The 21,923-nt window shown below is 55.0% G+C and carries 27 protein-coding genes and 1 tRNA gene; 18 read left to right on the top strand and 10 right to left on the bottom strand.

Annotation, left to right across the window (positions count from 1 at the left end):
• Positions 1-18: 18 nt before the first annotated feature.
• The 5 genes from purC to AC0IXA_RS07715 all read left to right on the top strand — a co-directional run bounded on the left by purC (position 19) and on the right by AC0IXA_RS07715 (position 3,930).
• Positions 19-732 carry a phosphoribosylaminoimidazolesuccinocarboxamide synthase gene (purC, locus tag AC0IXA_RS07735; RefSeq protein WP_016771262.1) on the top strand — a complete coding sequence of 238 codons (714 nt, stop codon included), beginning with the start codon at positions 19-21 and terminating at the stop codon, positions 730-732.
• Between the two features lie 84 nt (positions 733-816).
• Positions 817-906: transfer RNA gene (locus AC0IXA_RS07730), tRNA-Ser, on the top strand.
• A gap of 370 nt (positions 907-1,276) precedes the next feature.
• On the top strand, positions 1,277-2,131 hold the full coding sequence (locus AC0IXA_RS07725; protein ID WP_471812472.1) for an ABC-three component system protein: 855 nt from the start codon (positions 1,277-1,279) through the stop codon (positions 2,129-2,131).
• A complete protein-coding gene (locus tag AC0IXA_RS07720) occupies positions 2,118-2,339 on the top strand; it encodes an ABC-three component system middle component 7 (RefSeq protein WP_471812470.1) in 222 nt (73 codons plus the stop codon). The genes AC0IXA_RS07725 and AC0IXA_RS07720 overlap by 14 nt, the downstream gene beginning before the upstream one ends.
• Before the next feature lie 19 nt (positions 2,340-2,358).
• Complete coding sequence (locus tag AC0IXA_RS07715; protein WP_471812468.1) at positions 2,359-3,930, top strand: DUF2326 domain-containing protein; 1,572 nt, start codon at positions 2,359-2,361, stop codon at positions 3,928-3,930.
• 40 nt (positions 3,931-3,970) lie between these two features.
• Here the strand turns inward: AC0IXA_RS07715 and AC0IXA_RS07710 are convergent, their stop codons facing one another.
• The 10 genes from AC0IXA_RS07710 to AC0IXA_RS07665 all read right to left on the bottom strand — a co-directional run bounded on the left by AC0IXA_RS07710 (position 3,971) and on the right by AC0IXA_RS07665 (position 9,904).
• On the bottom strand, positions 3,971-5,188 hold the full coding sequence (locus AC0IXA_RS07710; RefSeq protein ID WP_471812466.1) for an Arm DNA-binding domain-containing protein: 1,218 nt from the start codon (positions 5,186-5,188) through the stop codon (positions 3,971-3,973).
• Complete coding sequence (xisR, locus tag AC0IXA_RS07705) at positions 5,185-5,400, bottom strand: excisionase family protein (protein ID WP_073473060.1); 216 nt, start codon at positions 5,398-5,400, stop codon at positions 5,185-5,187. The genes AC0IXA_RS07710 and xisR overlap by 4 nt, the downstream gene beginning before the upstream one ends.
• Positions 5,401-5,566: 166 nt before the next feature.
• Entirely contained in the window at positions 5,567-5,974 is a 408-nt protein-coding gene (locus AC0IXA_RS07700) for a hypothetical protein (protein WP_471812464.1), read from the bottom strand.
• A 71-nt stretch (positions 5,975-6,045) separates the two neighbouring features.
• Positions 6,046-6,858, bottom strand: a complete 813-nt coding sequence (locus tag AC0IXA_RS07695) for a DUF2303 family protein (RefSeq protein ID WP_471812462.1) — start codon at positions 6,856-6,858, stop codon at positions 6,046-6,048.
• A gap of 40 nt (positions 6,859-6,898) precedes the next feature.
• Positions 6,899-7,249: a hypothetical protein gene (locus tag AC0IXA_RS07690; RefSeq protein WP_073473053.1), complete on the bottom strand. Its 351-nt coding sequence runs from the start codon at positions 7,247-7,249 to the stop codon at positions 6,899-6,901.
• 60 nt (positions 7,250-7,309) lie between these two features.
• Positions 7,310-7,552, bottom strand: coding sequence for a pyocin activator PrtN family protein (locus tag AC0IXA_RS07685; RefSeq protein ID WP_034156307.1), 243 nt, complete (start codon positions 7,550-7,552; stop codon positions 7,310-7,312).
• Positions 7,549-7,932 carry a hypothetical protein gene (locus AC0IXA_RS07680; RefSeq protein WP_471812460.1) on the bottom strand — a complete coding sequence of 128 codons (384 nt, stop codon included), beginning with the start codon at positions 7,930-7,932 and terminating at the stop codon, positions 7,549-7,551. The genes AC0IXA_RS07685 and AC0IXA_RS07680 overlap by 4 nt, the downstream gene beginning before the upstream one ends.
• Positions 7,929-8,207 (bottom strand): hypothetical protein, encoded by a 279-nt coding sequence (locus AC0IXA_RS07675; RefSeq protein WP_471812458.1) that lies wholly within the window; start codon positions 8,205-8,207, stop codon positions 7,929-7,931. Before AC0IXA_RS07675 ends, AC0IXA_RS07680 begins: the two co-directional genes overlap by 4 nt.
• Before the next feature lie 9 nt (positions 8,208-8,216).
• Positions 8,217-8,783 carry a deoxynucleotide monophosphate kinase family protein gene (locus tag AC0IXA_RS07670; RefSeq protein ID WP_471812456.1) on the bottom strand — a complete coding sequence of 189 codons (567 nt, stop codon included), beginning with the start codon at positions 8,781-8,783 and terminating at the stop codon, positions 8,217-8,219.
• A 329-nt stretch (positions 8,784-9,112) separates the two neighbouring features.
• On the bottom strand, positions 9,113-9,904 hold the full coding sequence (locus AC0IXA_RS07665) for a LexA family protein (protein ID WP_471812454.1): 792 nt from the start codon (positions 9,902-9,904) through the stop codon (positions 9,113-9,115).
• Positions 9,905-10,229: 325 nt separating this feature from the next.
• Between AC0IXA_RS07665 and AC0IXA_RS07660 the strand changes: the two genes are divergently transcribed.
• The 13 genes from AC0IXA_RS07660 (at position 10,230) to AC0IXA_RS07600 (ending at position 21,921) form a co-directional block, all read left to right on the top strand.
• Positions 10,230-10,718, top strand: a complete 489-nt coding sequence (locus tag AC0IXA_RS07660; RefSeq protein ID WP_034156300.1) for a phage regulatory CII family protein — start codon at positions 10,230-10,232, stop codon at positions 10,716-10,718.
• Positions 10,711-10,917: a TraR/DksA C4-type zinc finger protein gene (locus AC0IXA_RS07655; protein WP_101158491.1), complete on the top strand. Its 207-nt coding sequence runs from the start codon at positions 10,711-10,713 to the stop codon at positions 10,915-10,917. The genes AC0IXA_RS07660 and AC0IXA_RS07655 overlap by 8 nt, the downstream gene beginning before the upstream one ends.
• Entirely contained in the window at positions 10,914-13,613 is a 2,700-nt protein-coding gene (locus AC0IXA_RS07650; RefSeq protein ID WP_471812452.1) for a bifunctional DNA primase/polymerase, read from the top strand. The genes AC0IXA_RS07655 and AC0IXA_RS07650 overlap by 4 nt, the downstream gene beginning before the upstream one ends.
• Complete coding sequence (locus tag AC0IXA_RS07645; protein WP_471812450.1) at positions 13,610-13,948, top strand: hypothetical protein; 339 nt, start codon at positions 13,610-13,612, stop codon at positions 13,946-13,948. Before AC0IXA_RS07650 ends, AC0IXA_RS07645 begins: the two co-directional genes overlap by 4 nt.
• Positions 13,941-14,423 (top strand): hypothetical protein, encoded by a 483-nt coding sequence (locus tag AC0IXA_RS07640; protein ID WP_471812448.1) that lies wholly within the window; start codon positions 13,941-13,943, stop codon positions 14,421-14,423. The genes AC0IXA_RS07645 and AC0IXA_RS07640 overlap by 8 nt, the downstream gene beginning before the upstream one ends.
• Positions 14,424-14,614: 191 nt before the next feature.
• Positions 14,615-14,959, top strand: coding sequence for a phage holin family protein (locus AC0IXA_RS07635; RefSeq protein WP_034156347.1), 345 nt, complete (start codon positions 14,615-14,617; stop codon positions 14,957-14,959).
• A 135-nt stretch (positions 14,960-15,094) separates the two neighbouring features.
• On the top strand, positions 15,095-15,658 hold the full coding sequence (locus AC0IXA_RS07630; protein ID WP_159245136.1) for a hypothetical protein: 564 nt from the start codon (positions 15,095-15,097) through the stop codon (positions 15,656-15,658).
• Positions 15,659-15,662: 4 nt separating this feature from the next.
• Positions 15,663-17,681, top strand: a complete 2,019-nt coding sequence (locus AC0IXA_RS07625) for a phage terminase large subunit family protein (RefSeq protein ID WP_341638693.1) — start codon at positions 15,663-15,665, stop codon at positions 17,679-17,681.
• Position 17,682: 1 nt separating this feature from the next.
• Positions 17,683-17,889, top strand: a complete 207-nt coding sequence (locus tag AC0IXA_RS07620) for a phage head-tail joining protein (RefSeq protein ID WP_341638694.1) — start codon at positions 17,683-17,685, stop codon at positions 17,887-17,889.
• A complete protein-coding gene (locus tag AC0IXA_RS07615) occupies positions 17,889-19,370 on the top strand; it encodes a phage portal protein (RefSeq protein ID WP_471812446.1) in 1,482 nt (493 codons plus the stop codon). Before AC0IXA_RS07620 ends, AC0IXA_RS07615 begins: the two co-directional genes overlap by 1 nt.
• Complete coding sequence (locus AC0IXA_RS07610) at positions 19,367-20,521, top strand: head maturation protease, ClpP-related (RefSeq protein ID WP_341638696.1); 1,155 nt, start codon at positions 19,367-19,369, stop codon at positions 20,519-20,521. Before AC0IXA_RS07615 ends, AC0IXA_RS07610 begins: the two co-directional genes overlap by 4 nt.
• Positions 20,518-20,862 (top strand): head decoration protein, encoded by a 345-nt coding sequence (locus tag AC0IXA_RS07605; RefSeq protein WP_102902291.1) that lies wholly within the window; start codon positions 20,518-20,520, stop codon positions 20,860-20,862. The genes AC0IXA_RS07610 and AC0IXA_RS07605 overlap by 4 nt, the downstream gene beginning before the upstream one ends.
• A 63-nt stretch (positions 20,863-20,925) precedes the next feature.
• Complete coding sequence (locus AC0IXA_RS07600; protein ID WP_471812444.1) at positions 20,926-21,921, top strand: major capsid protein; 996 nt, start codon at positions 20,926-20,928, stop codon at positions 21,919-21,921.
• Positions 21,922-21,923 lie beyond the last annotated feature (2 nt).

Below are 21,923 nucleotides of genomic sequence, written 5' to 3'. Positions count from 1 at the left end.
TAGCAAGCGGAGCCCATCATGGAAAAACGTGAAGAACTCTACCGCGGCAAAGCCAAATCGGTTTACAAGACCGACGACGCTGACCGCTTGATCCTGCTGTTTCGCAACGACACTTCGGCGTTCGACGGCAAGCGCATCGAACAGCTCGATCGCAAAGGTATGGTGAACAACAAGTTCAACGCTTTCATCATGCAGAAGCTCGAAGCGGCCGGCGTGCCGACCCAGTTCGACAAACTGCTGGGCGACAACGAATGCCTGGTGAAGAAGCTCGACATGATCCCGGTCGAATGCGTCGTGCGTAACTATGCCGCCGGCAGCCTGGTCAAGCGTCTGGGCGTCGAGGAGGGCATGAAGCTCAACCCGTACACCTTCGAACTGTTCTTGAAGGACGACGCCAAGGGCGACCCGTTCATCAACGAATCCCACGTTGTGGCGTTCGGTTGGGGCACCGCTGAGCAACTGGCGCGCATGAAGGAACTGTCGCTCAAGGTCAACGAAGTCCTGAGCAAACTGTTCGACGACGCCGGCCTGCTGCTGGTCGACTTCAAGCTTGAATTCGGCGTGTTCAGCGACGGCTCGATCGTCCTCGGCGACGAGTTCAGCCCGGACGGCTGCCGTCTGTGGGACAAGGACACCAAGAAGAAGATGGACAAGGACCGCTTCCGGCAAGGCCTCGGTGACGTCATCGAAGCCTACGAAGAAGTCGCCGCTCGTCTGGGCGTACCGCTTTAATCGACGCAAGCATCTGATAGCACGGAAAAAATTTCGTTTGGGGGGTTCGCAACCAACGAAAGTGTTGTTATGATGCGCGCCGTTGGAGAGATGCCAGAGTGGCCGAATGGGACGGATTCGAAATCCGTTGTACCTTCACCGGTACCTAGGGTTCGAATCCCTATCTCTCCGCCATTATTGAACAAGACGAAGCCCCCGTAATCATTGATGATTACGGGGGCTTTTTCGTTTCCGTTGTTCTGATTAGGGCATTTTTAGGGCAAAGTGCATGCCTCTGAGGCTCTAATTCATCGCTCTGAGCCGTTTAATACCCACACAGTGCTCTTGTGTGTCTCATCACCGATCGCCACCTAAAGGCGCGCCGCCTTTCCTTCAGGCACGGACGGTGAGCATTCCAGCAGATGATTGAGTATCCGATCTGAACCTTGTCAAAAGACGTCCGGGCTGAATAGGAGGTGTCTACTGGACAGAATGATGGCGAATCAGTAGCTTTCAGTAATCTGAATGCTATGGTCTCAAAGCCATTTCTTAATCGGGTCCTGGCATGCTCGAAGGTGTCGTCATAGCGCCACGCTTGCTAGAGGTCGACCATTTCTATATTGATGGAGCTCCACACTTGTCAGATCAGCTTAGGAGAGCAAATGTTACTGACACAGTTAAGATGAGCTTGCTTTGCGAAGTCCAAGGACTTTGCCCGCTCTGCAGGCGAGCGCTAATGGTTAAGAAAGGCTCAAAACGTGTGCGGGTTTTCGACATAGCACATATCTATCCGCTAAATGCGACAGAACATGAAAAACATATACTAATCGCTGAAGAAGTGCTTTCAGCTGATATCGATTGTGAAGAGAACTTTATCGCACTGTGTAAAGAATGTCATAAAATTTATGATACTAAGAAAACAGTGCAGGAATACAGACAACTGGTTGAGATAAAAAAGACAATCAACAAAATTAAAGCACTTTCCCAAACTTGGGACAGGCAAACTCTTCATAAGGATATAGCGGTTGTAGCTAGGGATTTGGAAACTCTTAGTGAGTTGGATATTAAAAATACAACTCTGTCATTTGCTGCCTTAAAGCTTTCGCAGAAGAAAGATGAAACCCTAGGCATCATGAATGAAATGAAGATTGGGCAGTACATTCTGAGTTTTTTTGCTCCTATTAGGGAGTCCTTGAGAAAGCTAGAGTTAGAGGAAAAGGCCAAGTCTTTATTTATCTGTTCTCAAGTTAAAAGCTATTACACGCTGTTGTTAATGCAGGGTTTTGATCAGAGTCAAATATTTGAAGAGATGTGCGTATGGTTTATGACTAACACTGGGATCAAGGAGCGATCTAAATCTGAAGTGTTGGTTTCTTATTTTATTCAGAATTGTGAGATTTTTTCTGATGATACTGCCTAATAAAATAATATCACTAGAGGATAGTTGTCTCCCTACGGCAGCTAAGTTGTTAGAAGTCTTGAAGGGTAATGATACTGTTCAAGCGGTGTACCTGAATCATAAGGATTTATTTTCCGATGTGTCGGAGTTCATAGATGCTCTCGACTTGCTGTTTGTTTTAAAAAAAATAAACGTAAACTTTACCTCTGGGGTCATTCAGCTTGCTTAAATCTATTACATGCGAGAAATTGATCCAGTCCTCTATTCATTTCAAGTTGGGGCTGAATGCAGTTGTGGGTGCGGATGATGCGCATAACTCAATCGGTAAGTCATCAGTTTTGATGTTGATTGACTTTGCATTTGGTGGGAGCGACTTTCCGACAAAATGCGATGATGTAATTAAAAATGTTGGCCATCTAGAAGTAGTGATGGAATTTCAATTCAATAAAAGCTATCTCTTTATTCGAAATACCGAAACACCTGAGTCAGTTTATTGCTTTGAACAAGGGCGGATGCTCACACTTCGAGAGTTTACTAGCTTTCTTAAAGATAACTACCTCACCAGTGAAAGCGAAATTTCATTTCGTGATTGTGTTAGCGGTTTCTTTAGGATTTATCAAAGAAATAACTACAACCACAAACGTCCTTTGGACCTAACCATGCGGGAAAAATGGGAGGTTGTCAGAAAGCGTGTTCTCAAAATGTTTAATATGTACTGGCTGATTTCTCAGCTGGAGCAGGAACGTGCCGGAGCTCAGAAAGCGCTAAAGGATATTAATGGTACTTTTAACTCTGGTGCAGTAAAGAAAATCACAAAAGCGCAGGTATCTAAAAACGATTCAGTAATCAGTGAGCTTTTTTCTGAGGTTGAGAAGATAAAGCAGGCACTGAAGAAAAATGTTACGGATATACGCTCTATTATCAATGAGCAAAGTCTTGAGTTGAAGCTTCAAAAAGACGCCTTGGTAGAGTATAAGCTTGATATCCAGACGCAGTTGAGCAGAGTGGAGTCAAACTTAGGTAATGCGAAAATAGTAAGTAGTAAGGATTTTCAATCGGTACTCACTTTTTTTCCTGAAGTCGATTCGAAGAAACTGTTAGAGGTAGAATCCTTTCATTCAGGTATTACAAATATCCTGAAGGATCAGCTGAAAGCAGAAAAAATTGTTCTAATAGAAGCTTTAGGCGCTGCCCAAGCCGATATAGCCGAAGTTGATAACTCGCTCTTAAATCTCGTGGATTCCCGTGAGGATTCGGTTCATTTGTTAGAGCGCTTGATAGATCTCGATCGTCAGCAAAATGCTCTGATTCAGCAGAATCAATACTGGACGATGAGCGCAGAGGCAAAAAATGAAATCAAGAGATTGAAGGCTGATATTGACTCGGCGCTGGAGAGTTCGGTTGCAGTGATAGAAGTCGGACTTAATGCAGGAATCGAAGAAGAAATAACGAAAATTTATAGCAATAAAGCTATTTCACCGGTTCTTACGCTAGGTGAGAAAGATTATAAATTTGATCATGGCGATGATCGGGGAACCGGGAAAGGTTTTGCAAACATGATCGCCCTAGATCTGACGTTCCTCAGGCTAACTGTGCTTCCGGTAATTATTCATGATAGTTTGTTATTCAAAAATATGGATACACCTGCAATAGAGCATTTGGTGGAGATCTACAGCTCTTTTAGTAAGCAGGTTTTTATTTCGATTGACGAAGTTAGCAAGTATCAGGCGGGTGTACGGAAAATAATCTCTGAAGCAATGTTTCTTAAGCTGGATAAAGATCGTATGGCATTCAATGTTAAATGGAAGAACGCGAAGTGAAAGCCGTTCTTCATAATGCTTAATTGTCGATTTTTTGAGCTTAATCTTGGCGAAAACCCAACATTTTCGAGACTATACCCGCCATGCTTTTAGTGTCCTTCGGTATCCATCTACCGTAGTGTTTTCTCACCATTGTTGTGTCGGCGTGCCCAAGTTGCCTGGCCACCCATTCGACTGGCACATAGCTCGACAGCATTTGGCTGGCAAACGTGTGGCGACACTGATTGGCACCTCTGTGGCGGACTTCGGCCTTTTTCAGGTGGGCGGTAAACCAGTTGCTCAATGTTTTACCACTCCAGAGTAAGCCGCTGGTGGAGCTGCGAAAAAGGAATGTCACTCTCATTTTTTTGGAAGTTATGTTGTCGCGTTGGATAACGGTGATCTCTTCGGCTGGTGCGTCCTTGGCGGCGGCGACAATCTCCCTCATGAGTTTGAGGGCAGGGTCTATCAACTCAACGACTCGTACCCTTGAGCGTTCCTTAGGGACTTTGAATTCTCCTACGACCAATGCCCGCCGGACGTGTACCAGGCCGGCTTGAAGGTCGACGTCTTCGGCAGCAAGTCCGATAAGCTCGGACAGAGACAGCCCTGTCCAGCAGTTGAACTCGATCATTCGGGCATCAGCTCGCCGGCTAGGGTCCGCTCTACCAATCATCTCGATCTCGGTGCGGCTGAAGGGGTCAGCATGCTCGAGGTCGACGTCCGCCCCGACGTTGCTTATCCGGTCGAGCGGGTTCGCTTTCAGTATTCCGTCACCGAATGCGTCGGCCCAGACTCCGCGAACGACAGTGAAAATGTCGTTCACTGTTTTCGGGGCCAGGCCTTGCTTCAGCAACTGAGCTTGAAACAGCTCGATGTCGCTCTTGCTGATGTCTACAATTCGACGCTTACCGAATTTCTTTTCAACGTGTACTGCTTTGCTCACGTAATTGACGACGGTGCTTGAAGCTTTGAGCGCGCGCTGAACCTCTAGCCAGCGATCAATACCTTCCTTCACTGTACGCTTCAGCGAAGGGCCGCCAGTGCCTGTGAACATTGCAGCCCTGGGTGATTTCGGAAAGTGTGCCGCGTAGTCGAAGCGACCTTCTTTGATTTCGGTGAGGATGGTCCGACGCTTGTTATCCGCATACGCAATAGCGGCCTTGTTTACTTTCGAGATCCCTTCCAGTGGCTCCCGGCACCGTTGGCCATTGAAGATGAACCAGATACGCAACTGCTTGCCATTCATCTCAACGCCGGTCGGCATCTTTTCGATCATGGCTTTCCTTCCATCCAACGCTCAATGGCTGCGCGGTTGTAGACGATTACGTTAGCCGGGTCATACCGCCAGTGTTTGCCCTCAAGCCACAGGCCGCGGGTGCGGTACTTGCGGACTGCTTCGGTGCTCAGGCCGAAAACCGGGTACAGCAAATCTTGGCGAAACCAGGCGCCCGGTGTGATATGGAAGTCGATTTTCTCTGCTGCACTCATTGTGATTTCTCCGCTGCTCGCCGGGCGATGCCTTCGGCTTGGCGCTGCTTGCTGCATTGTTGATGGTTGCCATGTGCTCGCGAGGTGCCGCACTTGTCGCAGATGGTCTGTAAATCGAGAGGTGGCATTTGCCCTCGGCGAATTCGAACCGTTCGGCGTAGCGCTGTCATGGGGTCACCGGAGCAAGAAGGGCTGCCATAGCAAGCGCCTTATCACGCAGCTCAATCGTGTCTCTTTCTAGTTTTTTACCAGTGCGGAAGGCGGCGAACGTCTCGGCGGCAATCCGAAGCTTCTCGGCGATATTGAGTAGCGTCTGGCGTTCGGTTTCGCCGAGTGACAGTCCTTCTTGAAGACGCTTGCTGAATCGCGCCAGTCGGGCATGGTCAGCCTTAACGAAGTCGAGGGAAGCCTTCAATTCGCGAATGGTTTTTGCGCTTTCGGCGCGTTGGATCGCATCGCTTTCTTTCATGCCTGCGGACATACCGTCGTTATGCCCTATGAAATAACCGGCCCAGACAAGTAGTCCGGCCAAGACGATCAGGGCGATGAGTGCGCAGATTTGAATTGCAGTCATGTGCTGTGTACCTCAGTAGATCCCTCCGCAGGGATACTGAGAGGCCGGCGGAGGTGTGTTGGATGGGTGGGTTAGCCCAAGTTGAAATTGCCGATAGTCAATTGCGCGCCGCCCGCGACTTCGAGCTGCACGACTTCCTTGAATTCTTGTGCCAAGTCTTCGCGAAGCTGTTCTTCTCCAATCCAGCGCAGGCGCAGCAGGGGTTTGTCCCCGCCGGTGAGAACGGCTACACGCAGGCGGATGATCTGGACTTTCAGCCCTTCATATGGCTCGACGGTGAACAGGAATTCAGCAGGCAACCCTTCTGAGGACTTGGCCTCAATCTGGTCCATCGCTGACCGAGAGGCGCTTAGGTCACCGACGATATGTTCGCTCTTGCGTGCTTGCTCGATGCTGATGGAGCGGATGGCGCTCGCGGCTTTACGCAAATCGATGGGGCTGTCATCGGCCGCGAGGGCTTGGAGATTCGATGCCCAATCCTCGATCCAGTCGCTGAGTTCTTTCTGCGCGAACTGAATGGAGGCTGCACGTTCCAGCGCCCGGAAGGCAGCGGTTTTTCTCAAGTTCAGGGTGGCGGTGAAGTCGCCGTGCCCTGGCGACTTGGTGTCGCCCAAGTTGAAAATGACTGTGCACGACATTGCTTCGGCGTCCACAAAACCAGACGCTACAACCTCGGCACTTTGCGTCATTACGTAATTGCCGAAGTCCAGCAGCGAGTGAGTAGTGAGCGCGCCGCGGAACCGGCTACGAACGGCTTGAAATTTCTCGATGCTGTGGATCTTCTGGTCAGACGGCAATACCAACGTTGGGGTGAAAGTATCCAGCGGCTTGGCATAGGCCAGAACGGCGGTGTCCTGAATCAATTGAATTGCTTTAGCTTCCATTGAATCGACTTCCTTTGGTGAGAGGTTTGGAATCGAAGGTTTAGGACTTCGCGTGAATCGGTGCGTCGTCGCGGTTGAATAGCTGACCGGCGCGGGGGGCTTCGGCGAACAAAGTCAGGCGACCTCCCTCATTGACGTGCATCGGGGTATCGAGGGTGGTGTCCTCGGTACGGCTGCCGCGTTTGGTAGGCACCTTGTAGGCGAGCTTGTGATTGACGGTGACTTGATGACTGTTGGCGATCTGCTTCAAGGTGAAGGTCAGGGTGACCGAGCCGACCTTGCCGTTGTCAACAACTCCCGATGCCACTTCAGAAAGGGCGTGACCGATCTGATTGGCGAAGACGCCTGCGTTGAGTTCGCCGATGAATTCGGCCGTATCCGTAGGTTTCATGTGCTGTGCCTATTGATGTGCGATTTGTTTGCCTCTGGACGGCAGAGGCGACCGTTGAAATCAAGCGGCTTGCATCGCCGCTTGGGCGTCGAGGAACTCGGCTAAGTCGTGCAGGTAAACCACTCGTTGAGCGCGAGCCGACCCGTGCAGACGCTTCACGACCAGCGCGATACGACCTGCCTTGATCTCGGCCAGTAGGTAGCGGTCGGTGCGAATGTGCGCGAAATACTGCTCCCGAACAGCGGCCAGGGTCGGGCATGGAGTAGCGAACTGACGTCGCAATTGTTCAAGTGTGTTGCTCACGCTGCGTCCTCCCCGAACCCCTCCGACGGGGGCAGCAACTTGAGGCGAATCAGCTCGGCGAGGCCTTCCTTACTTTTGCCCATTGCAGCCGCACAAATGTTGCCCTTGGCGTCAGCCACTACCGCGCCGAATGGGTACTCAGGCGAGTTGGTCGGCGTAACGTAGGCGACTTGCCCGTCAAGGATCACGTTGTTGACGCAGCGGAATACCTCGGCCAGCTCGGTGCTTAGTACGGGCATGTTTTCCAGTAATTGGATGGCTTCCGTCGAGGCACCAACGAGCGTTGCGCGGCTGATTACCCCCGGGCAGTTCAAGTAGATCGGGATCAGCTTCAGGGCGCCGAGGGCTTGCGTGTAGGCATTCAGGTTGTTGGTTTTCATGCCGCGGCGTCCTTTTTAGTAATGATGATTCCTAGCTTCTTGGCCAGCCATTCGATCCCTTCTTCCCTCACCATCACCACGGAGTAATGACGGCACTTGTTGAGGGACGGAATCACGGTGCTGCGTGGATCCGAATACAGATAGCCGCGATCACGGTGCTGGCTGGCTAGATCGCCACTGCTGTTGAGAATGCCCAGCTCGCGCAACCTGGTGCGGAAGGCGCGGGGCTTGAGTCCGAGCAATGCGGCGGATTCGTCCAGGGTGCGGTTTGTCATAACGCTGCCTCAGGCCGCCGCAGCACGGGTGTGCAGGGTGTCCACAATATGGTTTAGGTTGGTGAACAACTCTTCGAATGGCCCATCATTCGGTAGCCAGATATCTCCCGGCGCGCGCACGACACCGTTTTCACTGCTGTGCTGGTTGACGGTGAGAGCAGCTATCCGCTCCATGTGAATCACCACGCCGCCACGTTTACGGATGAAGTCCGCTTCGTTTTCGAACCGCACGTCGCTAACGACAAAGCCGCGTGTTTCGTCGTGGGTGCGAGCGAGTAAGTCGAGATTCTGTTCCGCAAGCAGCAGCCAGAGTTCGGGATGCACGATGTTGCGGCCCCACTCGGTGCCAAGTGATTGCATTAACTGGCGAGGGGATCGGCCGAGCCATGGAAGCGGCAGTTCCTTCTGGGCACCGTCGAAGTCGCAAGGGCTCAAGTTGAGGATGTGCATCAGACCGTCACGCAGTGGGTCAGCGAACGCGTAAGCCTGGAATCCATAGTGGCTTACCAGATGCTGCGCGGCGGTGTCTTTACCGGAGCGGGCGACGCCAGCGATGCCAATTAATAGAGGCTTCATGCTGCATCACCCCCGAACGGTCCGCATCCGTGGGTGATGACATTTACTTTTGCCGGTGCTAAGCGAGTGCCAGGCGCGACGATAACCAGTAGGCCGGTGCGTTTTTGAATCTCTTTTACGGCTTCTGGGTTGGTACAAGCTGATGGGTGTAGGTACACCGGGCAACGAGTGTTGCTGTGCTGTGTTGTTTGCATGTTCGTACTCTTTGGTGAGAGATTTACGATGCAAACGATACAAATACGTATTGATTCAGTCAATACGTATTTGAATTGATTTTTTCACGGTGCAAAAAAAGCCCACATCGCTGTGGGCTTGTTTTGGGTTATGTATTAGAAAATTTCTAGTTTCGAAAATACTACGCCACAAATGATTGCGTCGGCCCCTAACTCAATGATCGGCTCTGGCCATGCTGGATTCAGCGGTTTCAGAAACCGGCGGCTGCCCTCCATCACCAATTGCTTGAAAGTTGCTTCTTGGCTATCCACGAGCTTGGCAATTACAAGAGAACCATTCTCCGCATCTTTCGCGGGATCAACAAATATGATGTCTCCGTCTCGAAAGGATCTACGTTCATGTTGATTGAACATGGATAGTCCGCGTACTCGCAAGGCATAGCTTTGGCTGCTATGGGATGCGGCGCATGGCAGCCATATCTCCGCATCATCAAGGGTCCTAACGTCTTCAATCTCACACCATGCGCCGGCCTGAACCCAAGAGATGAGGGGGACATATCCTTTAATAGCTGGCCCAGGTTCAACGTTGGTCTCATTCGCAGATGGCGCGCCCTGATCAATCATCGGGTCTTTGTGCTCGCCTCCCTTCCAAAGCCAGTTGCTGCTGACCTTCAAAGCTTTGCTGATCTTTTCGATATTTTCATGGCGTGGGCTGGTTACCGCGTTCGTCACAATTCTATGAATCGTCGGTTGCGGAACGCCGGAGCGTCGGCCGAGTTCGCCTTCTGACAGCCCCAATTCCTGCATGCGTTGGGCGATGCGGTCTCCGATCACTTTTTCTCTGCCTTGATTCAAAAACGTATCGCCGAGTGTATTGAATCGTTCAATACGTTTGTGTATTGTGGCGACCAATGCGAAAGCGCATCGGTGAACGATATGACTATCCAAGAAATGCTTGCGGAGCTGCTTCGGTCTGGTTTGTCCCAGAGAGTTATTGCAGATCGTGTAGGAACAACACAGCCGACAATCAATCGCGCCGCGAAAGGTGCAGATGTTCGGTACGTAACGGGTAAGGCAATCGAATGCCTATACACCCAAGAGAAAGAAACGGCCGATTTTAAGTCGGCAGCTTAAAAGGTGCTGAGCTGGGGCCTCTCACCAAAGAATCCCCCAGCCCAGCTACGACGATACACAGCACATGCACATCGGTCGTGGTCGTAGGATAGGGTTTACCCTGGGCTATGGCTACACCGTAAATAGGGGATTTACGGTTATGAGTCGCACAGATCTTTTGCCGGACGCTGGTCCGGTCCTGCCACTACGCCAAGCGATTTATCGCGCTGGTCGTGACTACAAGGGCGGAATCACTGCCCTTGCCTTTGAAATGGTGTTGGACAACGACACCCTCCAGAAGAAACTCAAGCTCGATGAAGAACGCCGCTGGCTGAATCCAGATGAGCTTGAGGAAGTGATCAGGCTGACCGCTGATCCACGCTTGCTGGATGCATTGATGCGTCCAGCAGGTGCGGTTTGGTACCGGCCCGTGGCCGTACCGGCAACCCGTGATGCCTTGAAAGCGGTTGGTAAGCTACTCGGGGAAACCGGTGAATTCGTGGCCAAGATGCACGACGGCGCGGCGGACAACGTCTGGGAGCTTCATGAGGTCGTGGATCTCGAAAAGCACGGAATGGATGTGATCCGCGAAGTCCTTGGAATCATGGCGGGCGCTCGTCAGGCGATGGAGGATCGCATCAATGGCTGATGATATCGACCGCGCAAACGAGCAGGCGCAATACCTGCTTGATGTTGCTATTCATCGCAGTCGCCGCGTGCCATCGAGCCGCGTTAGCGCGCAGTTCTGTGACGACTGCGACGAACCAATCCCGTTGCTTCGACAGCAGAAGGTTGAAGGTTGCGAGACCTGCGTCTCTTGTCAGGAGTTGCGAGAGGCCCGGCGATGAGTGAATCGGGCAAAGGAACAGCCATCGCTACATGGGCAAAGCGTTACATCAGTACTTTTGACTTGGCACTCGTACCGATTGATCCAGGTGAAAAGGCTCCGAAAGGCCTAGGGTGGAATAAGCCCGGAGGCTATATCACTGACGCCGACACGGCCGAGGCGTTCTGGCAACGAAACCCAAATCACAACCTTGGCGTCGTGCTGGGGCCGAGCCGCGTTTGTTCATTGGATGTTGATGACGTTCAATGGACGCGACATGTTCTGTATGAACTGTTGGGCCTTGACCTTGATGCGATGGCAGTAGTGTTCCCGACTATCGTCGGGAATCCGCTGCGATTCCGGGTGGTGTTCAAGGTGCCGGAAGGCATCGAACTCACGCGTCATTCACTTTCATGGCCGAATGAAAAAGACCCGGACGGTTCGATTTTCAAAGGGTTTATGGACAAGGCCAAGGCTGCGAAAGAGCAGGGTGATCTTGCCGCAGAAGCTGCTGCACGAACCGAAGCCGAGCCGTTCAAACGCTTCACGGTCTTTGAACTACGTGCGGGATTGGTGCAAGACGTTTTTCCACCATCAATTCATCCCGGTACCGGCAAACCTTACATCTGGAAAACCGCTCCAAGTGCTACTGACGGGCTGCCGACGCTGACCAACGAGCTGCTTACCATTTGGCAGAATTGGGAGTTTTTTAAGCGAGATGCTGAAGCCGCGTGTCCATGGGCGGTTGCGCCACCGGAGGCACCGGTCAAAGCCAAAAAGCGTCCTGCACTCGGTGGCGGCAAACGGCCCTCAGTAATTGATGAATTCAACCGTTGTCACGATGTTGCGGAGCTTCTTCGTGCCCATGGATACATCAAGCGAGGCAATAAGTGGCTGTACCCTCAAAGCAGCACCGGTCTGCCAGGGGTGACGATCAGTGAGGACAAGGTTTATTCGCACCACGGTGCTGACCCTCTCGCGAACGGGCATCAGAACGACGCCTTTGAAGTGTTCTGCTTACTCGAGCACGGTGGCGACCAGTCGAAGGCTGTGAAGGATGCTGCGCGAATGTTGGGCATGCAACACGCCGCCCGTCCAGATCCGAATGATCTTCCCCCCACCCCATCCGGTGAATTGAGCGGGCCGATCTCCGACGAAACATGCCCGTCCAGCGAGGCCGCTCCTGCTGCTGACGGGGGGGCGGGGGAGGTCATAACGTTGGACCACATTCTGCGTCGTTTCGCGTTGGTCGAGGGCACCACGCACGTGTGGGATTGCGACCAATCGAAGGTAATGAAGAAGTCCGCCTTCGAAGCTCGTGTGGGCAAGCCACTGGCCAAAGCCTGGTTGGACGACACCGGAAAGAGGCTGATTTCTGACGATCATGTTCGCGAGATCGAGCAGGCGCGCCGTATGGCTGGGAAGAAAGGCGGTGCATTCGGGATGTCTCCAACCGATCGCTACGTTTATATCGATGGCACCAAAGACGTTTGGGATCGCGAAAAGAAGCGGCGCATAGCCGAGGGCGCGGTGAAGATGGCGCTGGGTGACACTTACCCGCTGTGGCTGAACAGCAGCGAGCGCCGCACCGTCGATGTTGAACACATCGTGTTTGATCCGACCATGACGAAGGATCCTGCGGTGTACATCAACACCTTTGACGGGTTGCCGCTTGAGCCAGTCAGGGATGATGCAGCGTGTGCCAACCTGCGTTGGCTGATCTCATTTCTTTGTAACCATGATGAAGCTGCAACCGATTGGCTAACTCGCTGGCTGGCGTATCCGCTGCAGCACTTGGGCGCCAAGATGGACACCGCTGTGTTGATGCATTCGATTATGGAAGGTTCGGGCAAGAGCCTGTTGTTTGCTGACGCGCTCGGCATGCTTTATGGCCAATACGCGGCGACTGTTGGTCAGACGCAGTTGGAAAGCAGTTTCAACGCGTGGCAAAGCCGCAAATTGTGGTCGGTCTTTGAAGAGGTCGTCAGTCGCGATCAACGTTACAACCAGGTGGGCAAGATCAAGCACTTGATCACTGGTAAAACGGTGCGGATGGAGTCGAAATTCATTAATGGCTGGGAAGAAGCCAACCATATGAATGCGGTGTTTCTCAGCAACGAGATTCTTCCCTGGCCAATCAGCGACAGTGATCGTCGAATGCTAGTCATGTGGCCTATGGAGACTCTGCCAGTCGCACGGCAAAAGGCGATTGGTCGTGAACTGGAGCAGGGTGGGGTGGCGGCGCTCTACGGTTGGTTACTGTCGGTCGATCTAGGGGACTTCAACCAGCGCACGCGGCCGCCATCGACAGAGGCGCGTGAGCGTTTGGTGGCCTTGAGTCGGGCCGGCTGGCAAACATTCTTGCATCTGTGGAAGTACAGCGAGCTGGGGCATGGGCTTTGGGGACCGTGTCTATCGACCGACCTCTATTCGTTGTTTCTCGAATGGTGCCAGCGTAACAAAGAGCACGTGATGAGTCAGACCAAGTTCTCTCTATTTATCAGTTCCGAGGTGGATAAAACGCGGGCGATACCCTGGACAGACGGCAATAACCGTCGCTTCGGCGCGTTTTTCTTTCCTGTGGATCTGGAGGCTTCCCCGCCCCCATCACTCAAGGCGGCAGAGCTGGGCAAGCAGGTGGAGAACTGGCGGGCGAAGGCCAAGCTGGCGGGCTGGCACGTGGACAGCTGGGATCACATCAAGGCGCTTGCAGCATGACTATTTTCAAAAGTGTGTTGGGTGTGTTGAGTGCGTGTCGGGTTGATTTTGAATACCCCACACAATTTGAGTGCCCGAATTACATGCCTTCGCGGGTGTTGTGTGGGGTGTGTTGGGTTTTGTGTCGCGCACGCGCATGCGTGACGTTCTTTGCAACGAATTCAACGGAACGAATTTTTTCTTATGCGAAGACTGATAATCCCAACAAACCCAACACACTCAACTCAAGTTTGATTGAAGCATTGAATTTAAAGGGATTTATCTGTGTTGGGTTTGTGTCGGGTTGCGGTTTTTCTGTGTTGGGTTGGGTTTTACGGGGGCAGGGCAATGATTGAGGCGATGGAGTTGTTGCTGAAACATTGGGGCGAGCAATGCCGACACGCCGGTGAAGCGGGAGGCATGGGTAGCCCGATGGCGACGATCATGGAGTGGGGCGGTTGTGCGCCGCGGGGCACCCCCGGTTCTCGGATCCTTCTCGGCGGTGGTGCGGGTCCAGATGCAATTGCGCAGGAAATTGGTGCCGCCCTTTCCGAGATTGCCCGGCAAGATGGTCGGGGTGAAAGGCTGCAACAGTTGGCAGTTATGCGTTACGGCTTTGACCCTGCACCGACATGGGCGGCGCAGATGCACGAACTGGGCTACGTCTCAAAGGCGAAGCAAACCTACTACGATCTTGTGCACCGTCTTCATGTCCGACTCTTTGAGGTGCTGGCCGAGCGCAGGGACGCACGTAAGTGGCTTACCGTTGGTCGGGGCGCTTTACCTCAAAGTCTCCTCAAAGTTGCGTCAAAGTTGCGTCAAGTTGGATAACCGAAAATGCCCCCTTTTCGGTTCCGTACTCAGGGGGTAAAAAGTCCCCACGATATGGATTCTGCGCCTTGGCGCTTCCCCGAGCACGTGCTGTGCACTTCGTCCTGGCGTATGCCGCGACATTGAAAACCCTGCCCTCCGGCGGGGTTTTCTTTTTTGTGTTCGGCATGCTCCTTCACTTGAGGCACAACATGACAAATGAGCAGCAAGCGCTGGCAGAAATGCCGATCTGGTTGGTGATCGTCCTGGCTCTGGTCGGCGGCGTATCCGGTGAGATGTGGCGAGCAGACAAGGATGGTGCCCGTGGCTGGGCGCTGATGCGTCGGCTTGCGCTTCGATCCGGTGCCTGCATTGTCTGCGGAGTCTCGGCAATGATGCTGATGATCGCGGCGGGCATGTCGCTCTGGACGGCGGGCGCCTTGGGTTGTCTCACGGCAATGGCCGGTGCAGATGTTGCCATCGGCTTGTACGAACGCTGGGCCGCCAAGCGGCTTGGGGTGTGCGATGTCCCGCCGAATGGCGGCGGACCAGCCTGAAACCGCCGGGGACCCTGGGGTTATTCGGAGGGTACGGGGTCGGAAACCCGCGGGATCTTGCGACTGGCCGGTTTTTTCACGTTGGTTGACAGAGGTTGACAGAGGTTGACGGCCCTAGGTTGACAGGAGGTTTACATGACCGTTTTGAGCCGAACGGAATACGCGGCCAGCAAAGGTTGGTCCCGCCAGTACGTCGGCAAACTGGCCAAGCAAGGCCGATTGATTTACGCCTCGGATGGCAAGATCGATGTCGAAGCCACCGATCAGTATTTAGAAATGACGGGCGATCCAGCACGCAGCAATTCGGGTACCCGAATCGCACCGGTCGCCACTACATCGGTCCAGCAGCCATGGATCGCTCCCGCGCTTCCCACTTCTGCCCCTCAAGCTGCGCCGGACTATCACCAGGCTAAAACACGATTGGCTCTTGCGCAGGCTGAGAGGGCCGAAGCTGATCTTCAAAAGATCACCGGTGAGTTGGTTGATAGAGAAGTCGTCGACGAAGCTGCTTTTGCTACTGGGCGCATGACTCGTGATTTGCTTTTGAGCTTGCCACCCAAACTCGCCCCCGTGTTGTCGGCTATGACCAGCGCCTGGGACATTGAAAAGCACTTGCTTGGTGAGATTCGACAAGCACTTGAAGAGGCTGAGCGCCTGTCTGCCGAAGACTTCAGCCACGCCTTGACCCTCGGGAACTGATCCTATGGATGCCAAACTTGCAGACGGTGCCGAGGTTTACCGGGCGGCTTACTTCCGTGGCCTGCGCCCAGAGCCTGAGCTGTGGGTCGATCAATGGGCTGACGAATACATGCGTATTCCGCGCGACACAGGTGCTGCTGAACCTGGACGTTATCGCACCTCCCGGACCCCATATGCTCGGGAGCCAATGCGTTGCCTATCACCGGCACATCGCAGCAAACGTGTAGTCACTATGGTGGCTTCGCAGTTAATGAAGACCCAGATTGCGCTTAATTGGATCGGTGGGCTGATCCACATGGCGCCGTCAAATATCCTGACCTTGCTGCCAAGCTTAGGTCTGGCCAAGCGGGTATCGTCTCGGATCGGAAAGACCATCAAAGCCACACCTGTTTTACGTGAGCGAATCGCGACCGGTCGTGATGCAGTCAACACGATGGACACCAAGGAGTTTGAGGGCGGATCGCTGTATGTCACCACAGCCGGCTCTGCCGCAAACTTGTCAGAGTTGTCGGCGCGCTACATTTACGGCGATGAAATTGACCGCTGGGAAGTCGACATCGGTGAAGAGGGGGACCCCATCGAATTGGCGGAGACGCGAGCGAGTACTTTCGGTCGCAACGCTAAGTTTTATTTCTCCAGTTCGCCAACGATCAAAGGCGCTTCGCGGATTGCGGATCTCTTTGAAGGTAGCGACCAACGTCACTACTACGTGCCATGCCCAGACTGCGGTCATATGCAGATACTCGAGTGGGAACGTCTGCACTACAGCGACGATTTCAGCACCGTGCATTACGAGTGCGCTGGAGCCGAATGTGATGTGCTGATTGAGGAACACCATAAAGGTGAAATGCTCGCCAAAGGTGAATGGCGTGCGCACGCTGAGGGCGATGGCGAGACGGTAGGGTTCCACCTTAACGCACTCTATTCACCGCCCGGCTGGATGGACTGGCGCACCTTGGCCATGCAGTTTGAGAAGGCAAAAATCGCTCAAAATAAAGGCGATCTCGAACCCATGCAGGTGTTCTACAACACTAGATTGGCCAAGGTTTGGGACAGTGCGCAAGAGCAAACCAAGGCCGAAGTGCTGATCGCGCGGGCGCGTCTCGAAACCTACACTCTCGGTACGATGCCGGTCGGTGTGCTAATGCTGACCGGCGCTGTTGACGTTCAGGCTAACCGTCTGGAACTGATGGTGATGGGCTTCGGCGTCGGCATGGAACGCTGGGTTGTGGATCACCAGATCATCTGGGGCGACCCGGCCGACGAGCGCACCTGGGCCGTGTTGGACGAGAAACTCAAGGCCCGATATCGGCATCCCTGCGGCGTCGGTTTGGCGATTCTCGCCACTGGCGTTGACTCCGGCGGTCACCACACCGACGAGGTTTACCAGTTCTGCCGCGTCCGTCGCTGGCGCAATATCTTCGCTATCAAGGGCGCGAGCAAGCCGGGCAGACCGGTGATCGCTCAGCGACCGTCCATGGTTGATGTGACCTGGAAGGGGCAAACCGAACGCAACGGCGCAGAGCTTTGGTTTGTGGGCACAGATACAGCCAAAGACTGGATCTACAATCGCTATCCGTTCCCGGATGGGCCTGGATCGTTGCACTTTGCCAACGACTTACCCGATGAGTTTTTCGCCCAGTGCGTTGCGGAGCGCAAGGTCGCTCGTTACGTGCGCGGCCATAAACGCATCGAGTGGATCAAGGGTAAAGCAGAGCGTAACGAAGCCCTCGATCTTATGGTGTATTGCTTGGCGATGGCGCATTACATGGGCATCAACCGTTATCAAGAAAATGACTGGCAACGCGTGCGACATTCCTTGGCGCAATCCGGTTTGTTTGATGACACACCGGTTCCCAAGCCTGTTCAAGACGGACGTGTTACCACGGCAGCTTCACCAGCGACAGTTGTCGCTTCCGCGAGATCCGCACCTCAACCGGCTGCACCGGTCGCGACACCGCGACCAGTAGCGGCATCCCCTCAACGCCGCAGCTCTACCAGCGGCTACCTGAAGAGACGCTGATATGTCCTTTACGAAAAAGCACCTCGACGCGGTTGAGGCAGCCATTGCTCGCGGTGAAAAAACTGTGCGCTACACCGACCGTACCGTGGAATACCGCACGGTCGATGAACTGCTCAAGGCGCGCGAAGAAATACGCACGTCACTTGCCAGTGCCGCCGGACCACGCTCACGTGTGGTCCGGCTGTACCACGCAGGGAAGGGGGTCTGATGGCCCGGCACTTCCCCACGCTGACCCGTAACGGATTTGTCCTGCCATCCAACATCAAGGCCAGTTACGAAGGCGCTGGAGAAGGGCGTCGCGCCACTGGCTGGGACGCTCCCGACAACGGGATCAACAGCATCAACACTCCGGCCCTGCGCAATCTCCGGTCGCGCTCGCGGGCGGCGGTTCGCAACGACCCTTACGCCTTTAACGTCATCGACAAGCGCGTCAGCAACCTGATCGGCACGGGCATCACACCTCGGCCGACAACCGACGATGATGCTTTGCGCAAGCTGCTGCAGGAACTCTGGTGCGATTGGGTCGATGAGTCTGATGCGGATGATCGCACCGACTTTTACGGCCAGCAGGCGCTGGTGGCGCGCACGGTGGAAACATCGGGCGAATGCTTCGTTCGGTTGCGTCCACGCGGTCTGGATGAAGGCTTGGCCGTTCCGCTGCAGCTGCAGATCCTCGCACCGGAATTTGTGCCGCACGACAAATTCGAGACCACCAAAAACGGCAACGTCATCCGCGCTGGCATCGAGTTCACTCCCGGCGGCAAGCGGGTGGCGTACTGGATGTACCTGTCGCATCCGCGCGATGCAGCCTCGCTGAACGCCGGCTACAACCAGTTGGTCCGCGTGCCGGCGACTCAGGTGCTGCACATCTTCGAACCGGTCGAGCCGGGCCAGTTGCGCGGAGTGCCGCGATTGTCGCCGGTGCTCAAGCGCCTGCGCAGTCTGGACAACTACGACGACGCGGTGCTGTTTCGTCAGGAAGTGGCCAACCTGTTCGCCGGTTTCATCAAACGTCCGGCGCCGGACTCAGGACCGCTTCCCAGAGATCCTGTGACCGGTCAGCCGCTCGATCTGGATCGCGATGGCTTTACGCCGATGGTCGCGCTCGAACCCGGCACCATGCAGGAACTGGGGGCGGGTGAGGAGGTTGAGTTCTCCAAACCGCCAGACGCCGGCAACAACTACCCGGACTTCATGCGGCAACAACTGATGGCTGCTGCAGCAGGGTCGGGCACGCCTTACGAGATCCTCACGGGCGACATGCGCGGCATCAACGACCGAGCGTTGCGGGTGGTACTCAACGAGTTTCGGCGCCGGCTGGAACAACTGCAATTTAGTGTCTACGTGCATCAGCTCTGCCGTCCCGTGCGAGCGGCGTGGATGGACATGGCGGTGCTGTCTGGCGTCCTGGTGCTGGACGATTACGCACAGAAACGCCGCCAGTACCTGCGCACTCGCTGGGTGCCTCAAGGTTGGGCCTACATCCAGCCAGTACAGGACGTGCAGGCACGCCGGATGGAAGTACAGGCCGGCTTTTCTTCTCGCAGTGAGATGGTGCTGCGCACCGGCTACGACGCTGAAACGGTCGATCTTGAAAACGCCGCCGATCTGGCACGGGCCACAAAACTGGGCCTCAACTACAACACCCTTGATGCCGTCGAAGACACCGACGACAAGGAGCAACCATGAGCAAGAAAGCGCGACCGCGCATTTACAACCGCGCAGGCAAGCGTATCGAAGTTCAGGACAAGACCTGGTACGCCCTGCAGTCCAGCGGAGAGGCCACCGAGCGAGTGATCGAGGTTTTCGTTTATGGCGAGATCGGCGCGTGGGGCATCACTGCCAACCAGTTCGTGCAGGATCTGCGCGCCATGGATGATGGTGTGTCTCCGGTAATCGCAGCGTTCAACAGTATCGGCGGCGACCTGTTCGACGGACTGGCCATGCACAATGCGCTGTCGCGTCTGGGCGAGCGCTGCACCGGACGTATCGATGCGCTCGCCGCCAGTGCCGCCAGTGTCGCTGTGTGCGGTGCGCACCGGGTGGTGATCGCTTCCAACGCGATGTTGATGATTCACAACCCGTGGACCTACGCCGCCGGTGATGCGGAAGACTTCCGCAAGGTCGCCGACGTCCTCGACCAGACCATGGAAGCGATCATCGCCGCGTACAAGGCCAAGGCGCCCGACATTGATGAGGTGGAGCTGCGGCGTTTGGTGGCGGCTGAAACCTGGCTGACCGCCAACGAAGCGGTGGCTTTGGGTTTGGCTGACGAAGTGGGTGACGGGGTGAAGGTCAAAGCCTGTCTTGGTCAAGGCGCGGTACTGCAACGATTTCAGAACGCGCCGCCTGAATTGCTGGCCCAGCTCGACGAGCCACCTGAACCGGATCCCGAACTCGAACCTGTCGATCCGCCGCAGGTGCCGCCTGTAGTGGACTCGGCCAAGTTGGCATTGATGATTACTCAGCGCTGCACGGCGGCGGGTATCAGCAACCTGATCGAGCCGCTGCTCAATTCAACCCAGCTCGAAAGCGAGGAAATCGTTCTCGCCGGCCTGGCACGCGCCAAAGCGGTGAACGACCTCTGCGTGGCCGCGCGTCTGCCGGAATTCAGCGCCGAGTATGTCGCGGCCGGTCTGAATGCAGCGGCGGTGCGTGCGCGTCTGTTCGACAAGATTGTCACCAGCGGCAAAGGCTTTGAAATCGACAATAGTCTGCCGCTGGCGGACGACCCGGCGCCCAAGGTGCTGGCCAAACAACCTGACCCCAACTCGATTTGGGCTGCTCGCCAAGCGGCTCAAATTGGAACCGCGCGCGGCGCGAAAGGAGCACGAGCATGACCATCAAACAGGAACCGATGCACGCAGGTGAATTCCTGCTGTCCGAGGGCGCCGGCACGATCTCGCGCGAAGCGATCAATGTCGCGGCGGGTCCAGCATTGTGGCCCGGACAAATTCTCGGGCTGGTGACTGCCAGCGGCGAATTCGCACCGTACAACCCAACGGCAGAGGACGGCACAGAAAACGCTGTCGCCATTCTGTACGGCCCGCTCGGCGAATCCGACGTGGTGCGTCGCGGTCGCGCCGTGGTGCGGCTGGCCGAGGTCAGCGAAGCGCACTTGACCGGACTCGATCTGGCCGCTGAGAAAGCCTTGGCCGCACATTCGCTGATCGTCCGCTAAAACATTTTCCTCTTTATTTTGCATCCCGCCGCGTGCGGGATTTTTCGTTTCTGGAGAGTACCCATGGCCGATATCGCCATTTTTGACGACGAAGCGTTTACCGTTACCTCGCTGACCGCTGCACTCAATGATCAACCCTACCTGCCAGGGCGCATCAGCGCACTGGGTCTGTTTCGCGAGGAAGGCATTACCACCCTGACCGTGCAGATTGAAAAGGACGGCGACACCCTGGCACTCGTGCCCGCTGGTGAACGTGGTGGTTCAAGCCTGGTAGTTGCGGCCAGCAAGCGCAACCTGATCCCGTTCAACACCGTGCACCTGCCTGAGCGCTTCACGATCAAAGCGGATGAGATCCAAGGCATTCGCGCCTTCGGTACTCGTACCGAACTTCAAGCGGTGCAGGATGTGGTCAATGCGCGTCTGGCCAAGGCGCGGCGCCAGTTGGACGCCACGCACGAATTCCAGCGTATGGGCGCACTGAATGGCCAGATCCTCGACGCCGATGGCAAAACCGTACTGCTGGATCTCTATGAACGCTTCGGTGTGCAGCGCCAAAAGCTGTCCATGGGGCTGGCGGATGCGGGCACGGAGCTGCGGGTCAAATGCGGTGAAGCGCTGGACATGCAGGAAGACGCGCTCGGCAGTGTGACCAGCACCGGTTCCCGCGCCTTCTGCGGTAAGAACTTCTGGAACAAGCTGATCGTTCACAAGTCGGTCAAAGAGACCTACCTCAACAGTCAGCAAGCGGCCGCGCTGCGCGGTGATGCCCGGGAAAGTTTCGAATTCGGCGGCATCACCTGGGAGCGCTACCGTGGCAAGGTGGCGGGCGTGTCTTTCGTCCACGACGATCAGGCGCTACTGGTTCCGGAAGGTGTGCCCGATCTGTACATCTCGGTGTTCGCGCCGGCTGACTACATGGAAACGGTCAACACCCAAGGCATCCCGTACTACAGCATGATCGAGCCGCTGCCCTTCAACAAAGGCATGGCCGGTGAAGCCCAGTCCAACCCGCTGCACCTGTGCACCCGACCGCGCGCCCAGATCCTGCTGGAGCTCTGACC

This window comes from Pseudomonas sp. AC083 (genome assembly GCF_979253165.1).
The sequence above is the reverse complement of the archived record's forward strand: the minus strand, read 5'-3'. Positions and strand labels throughout refer to the sequence as shown.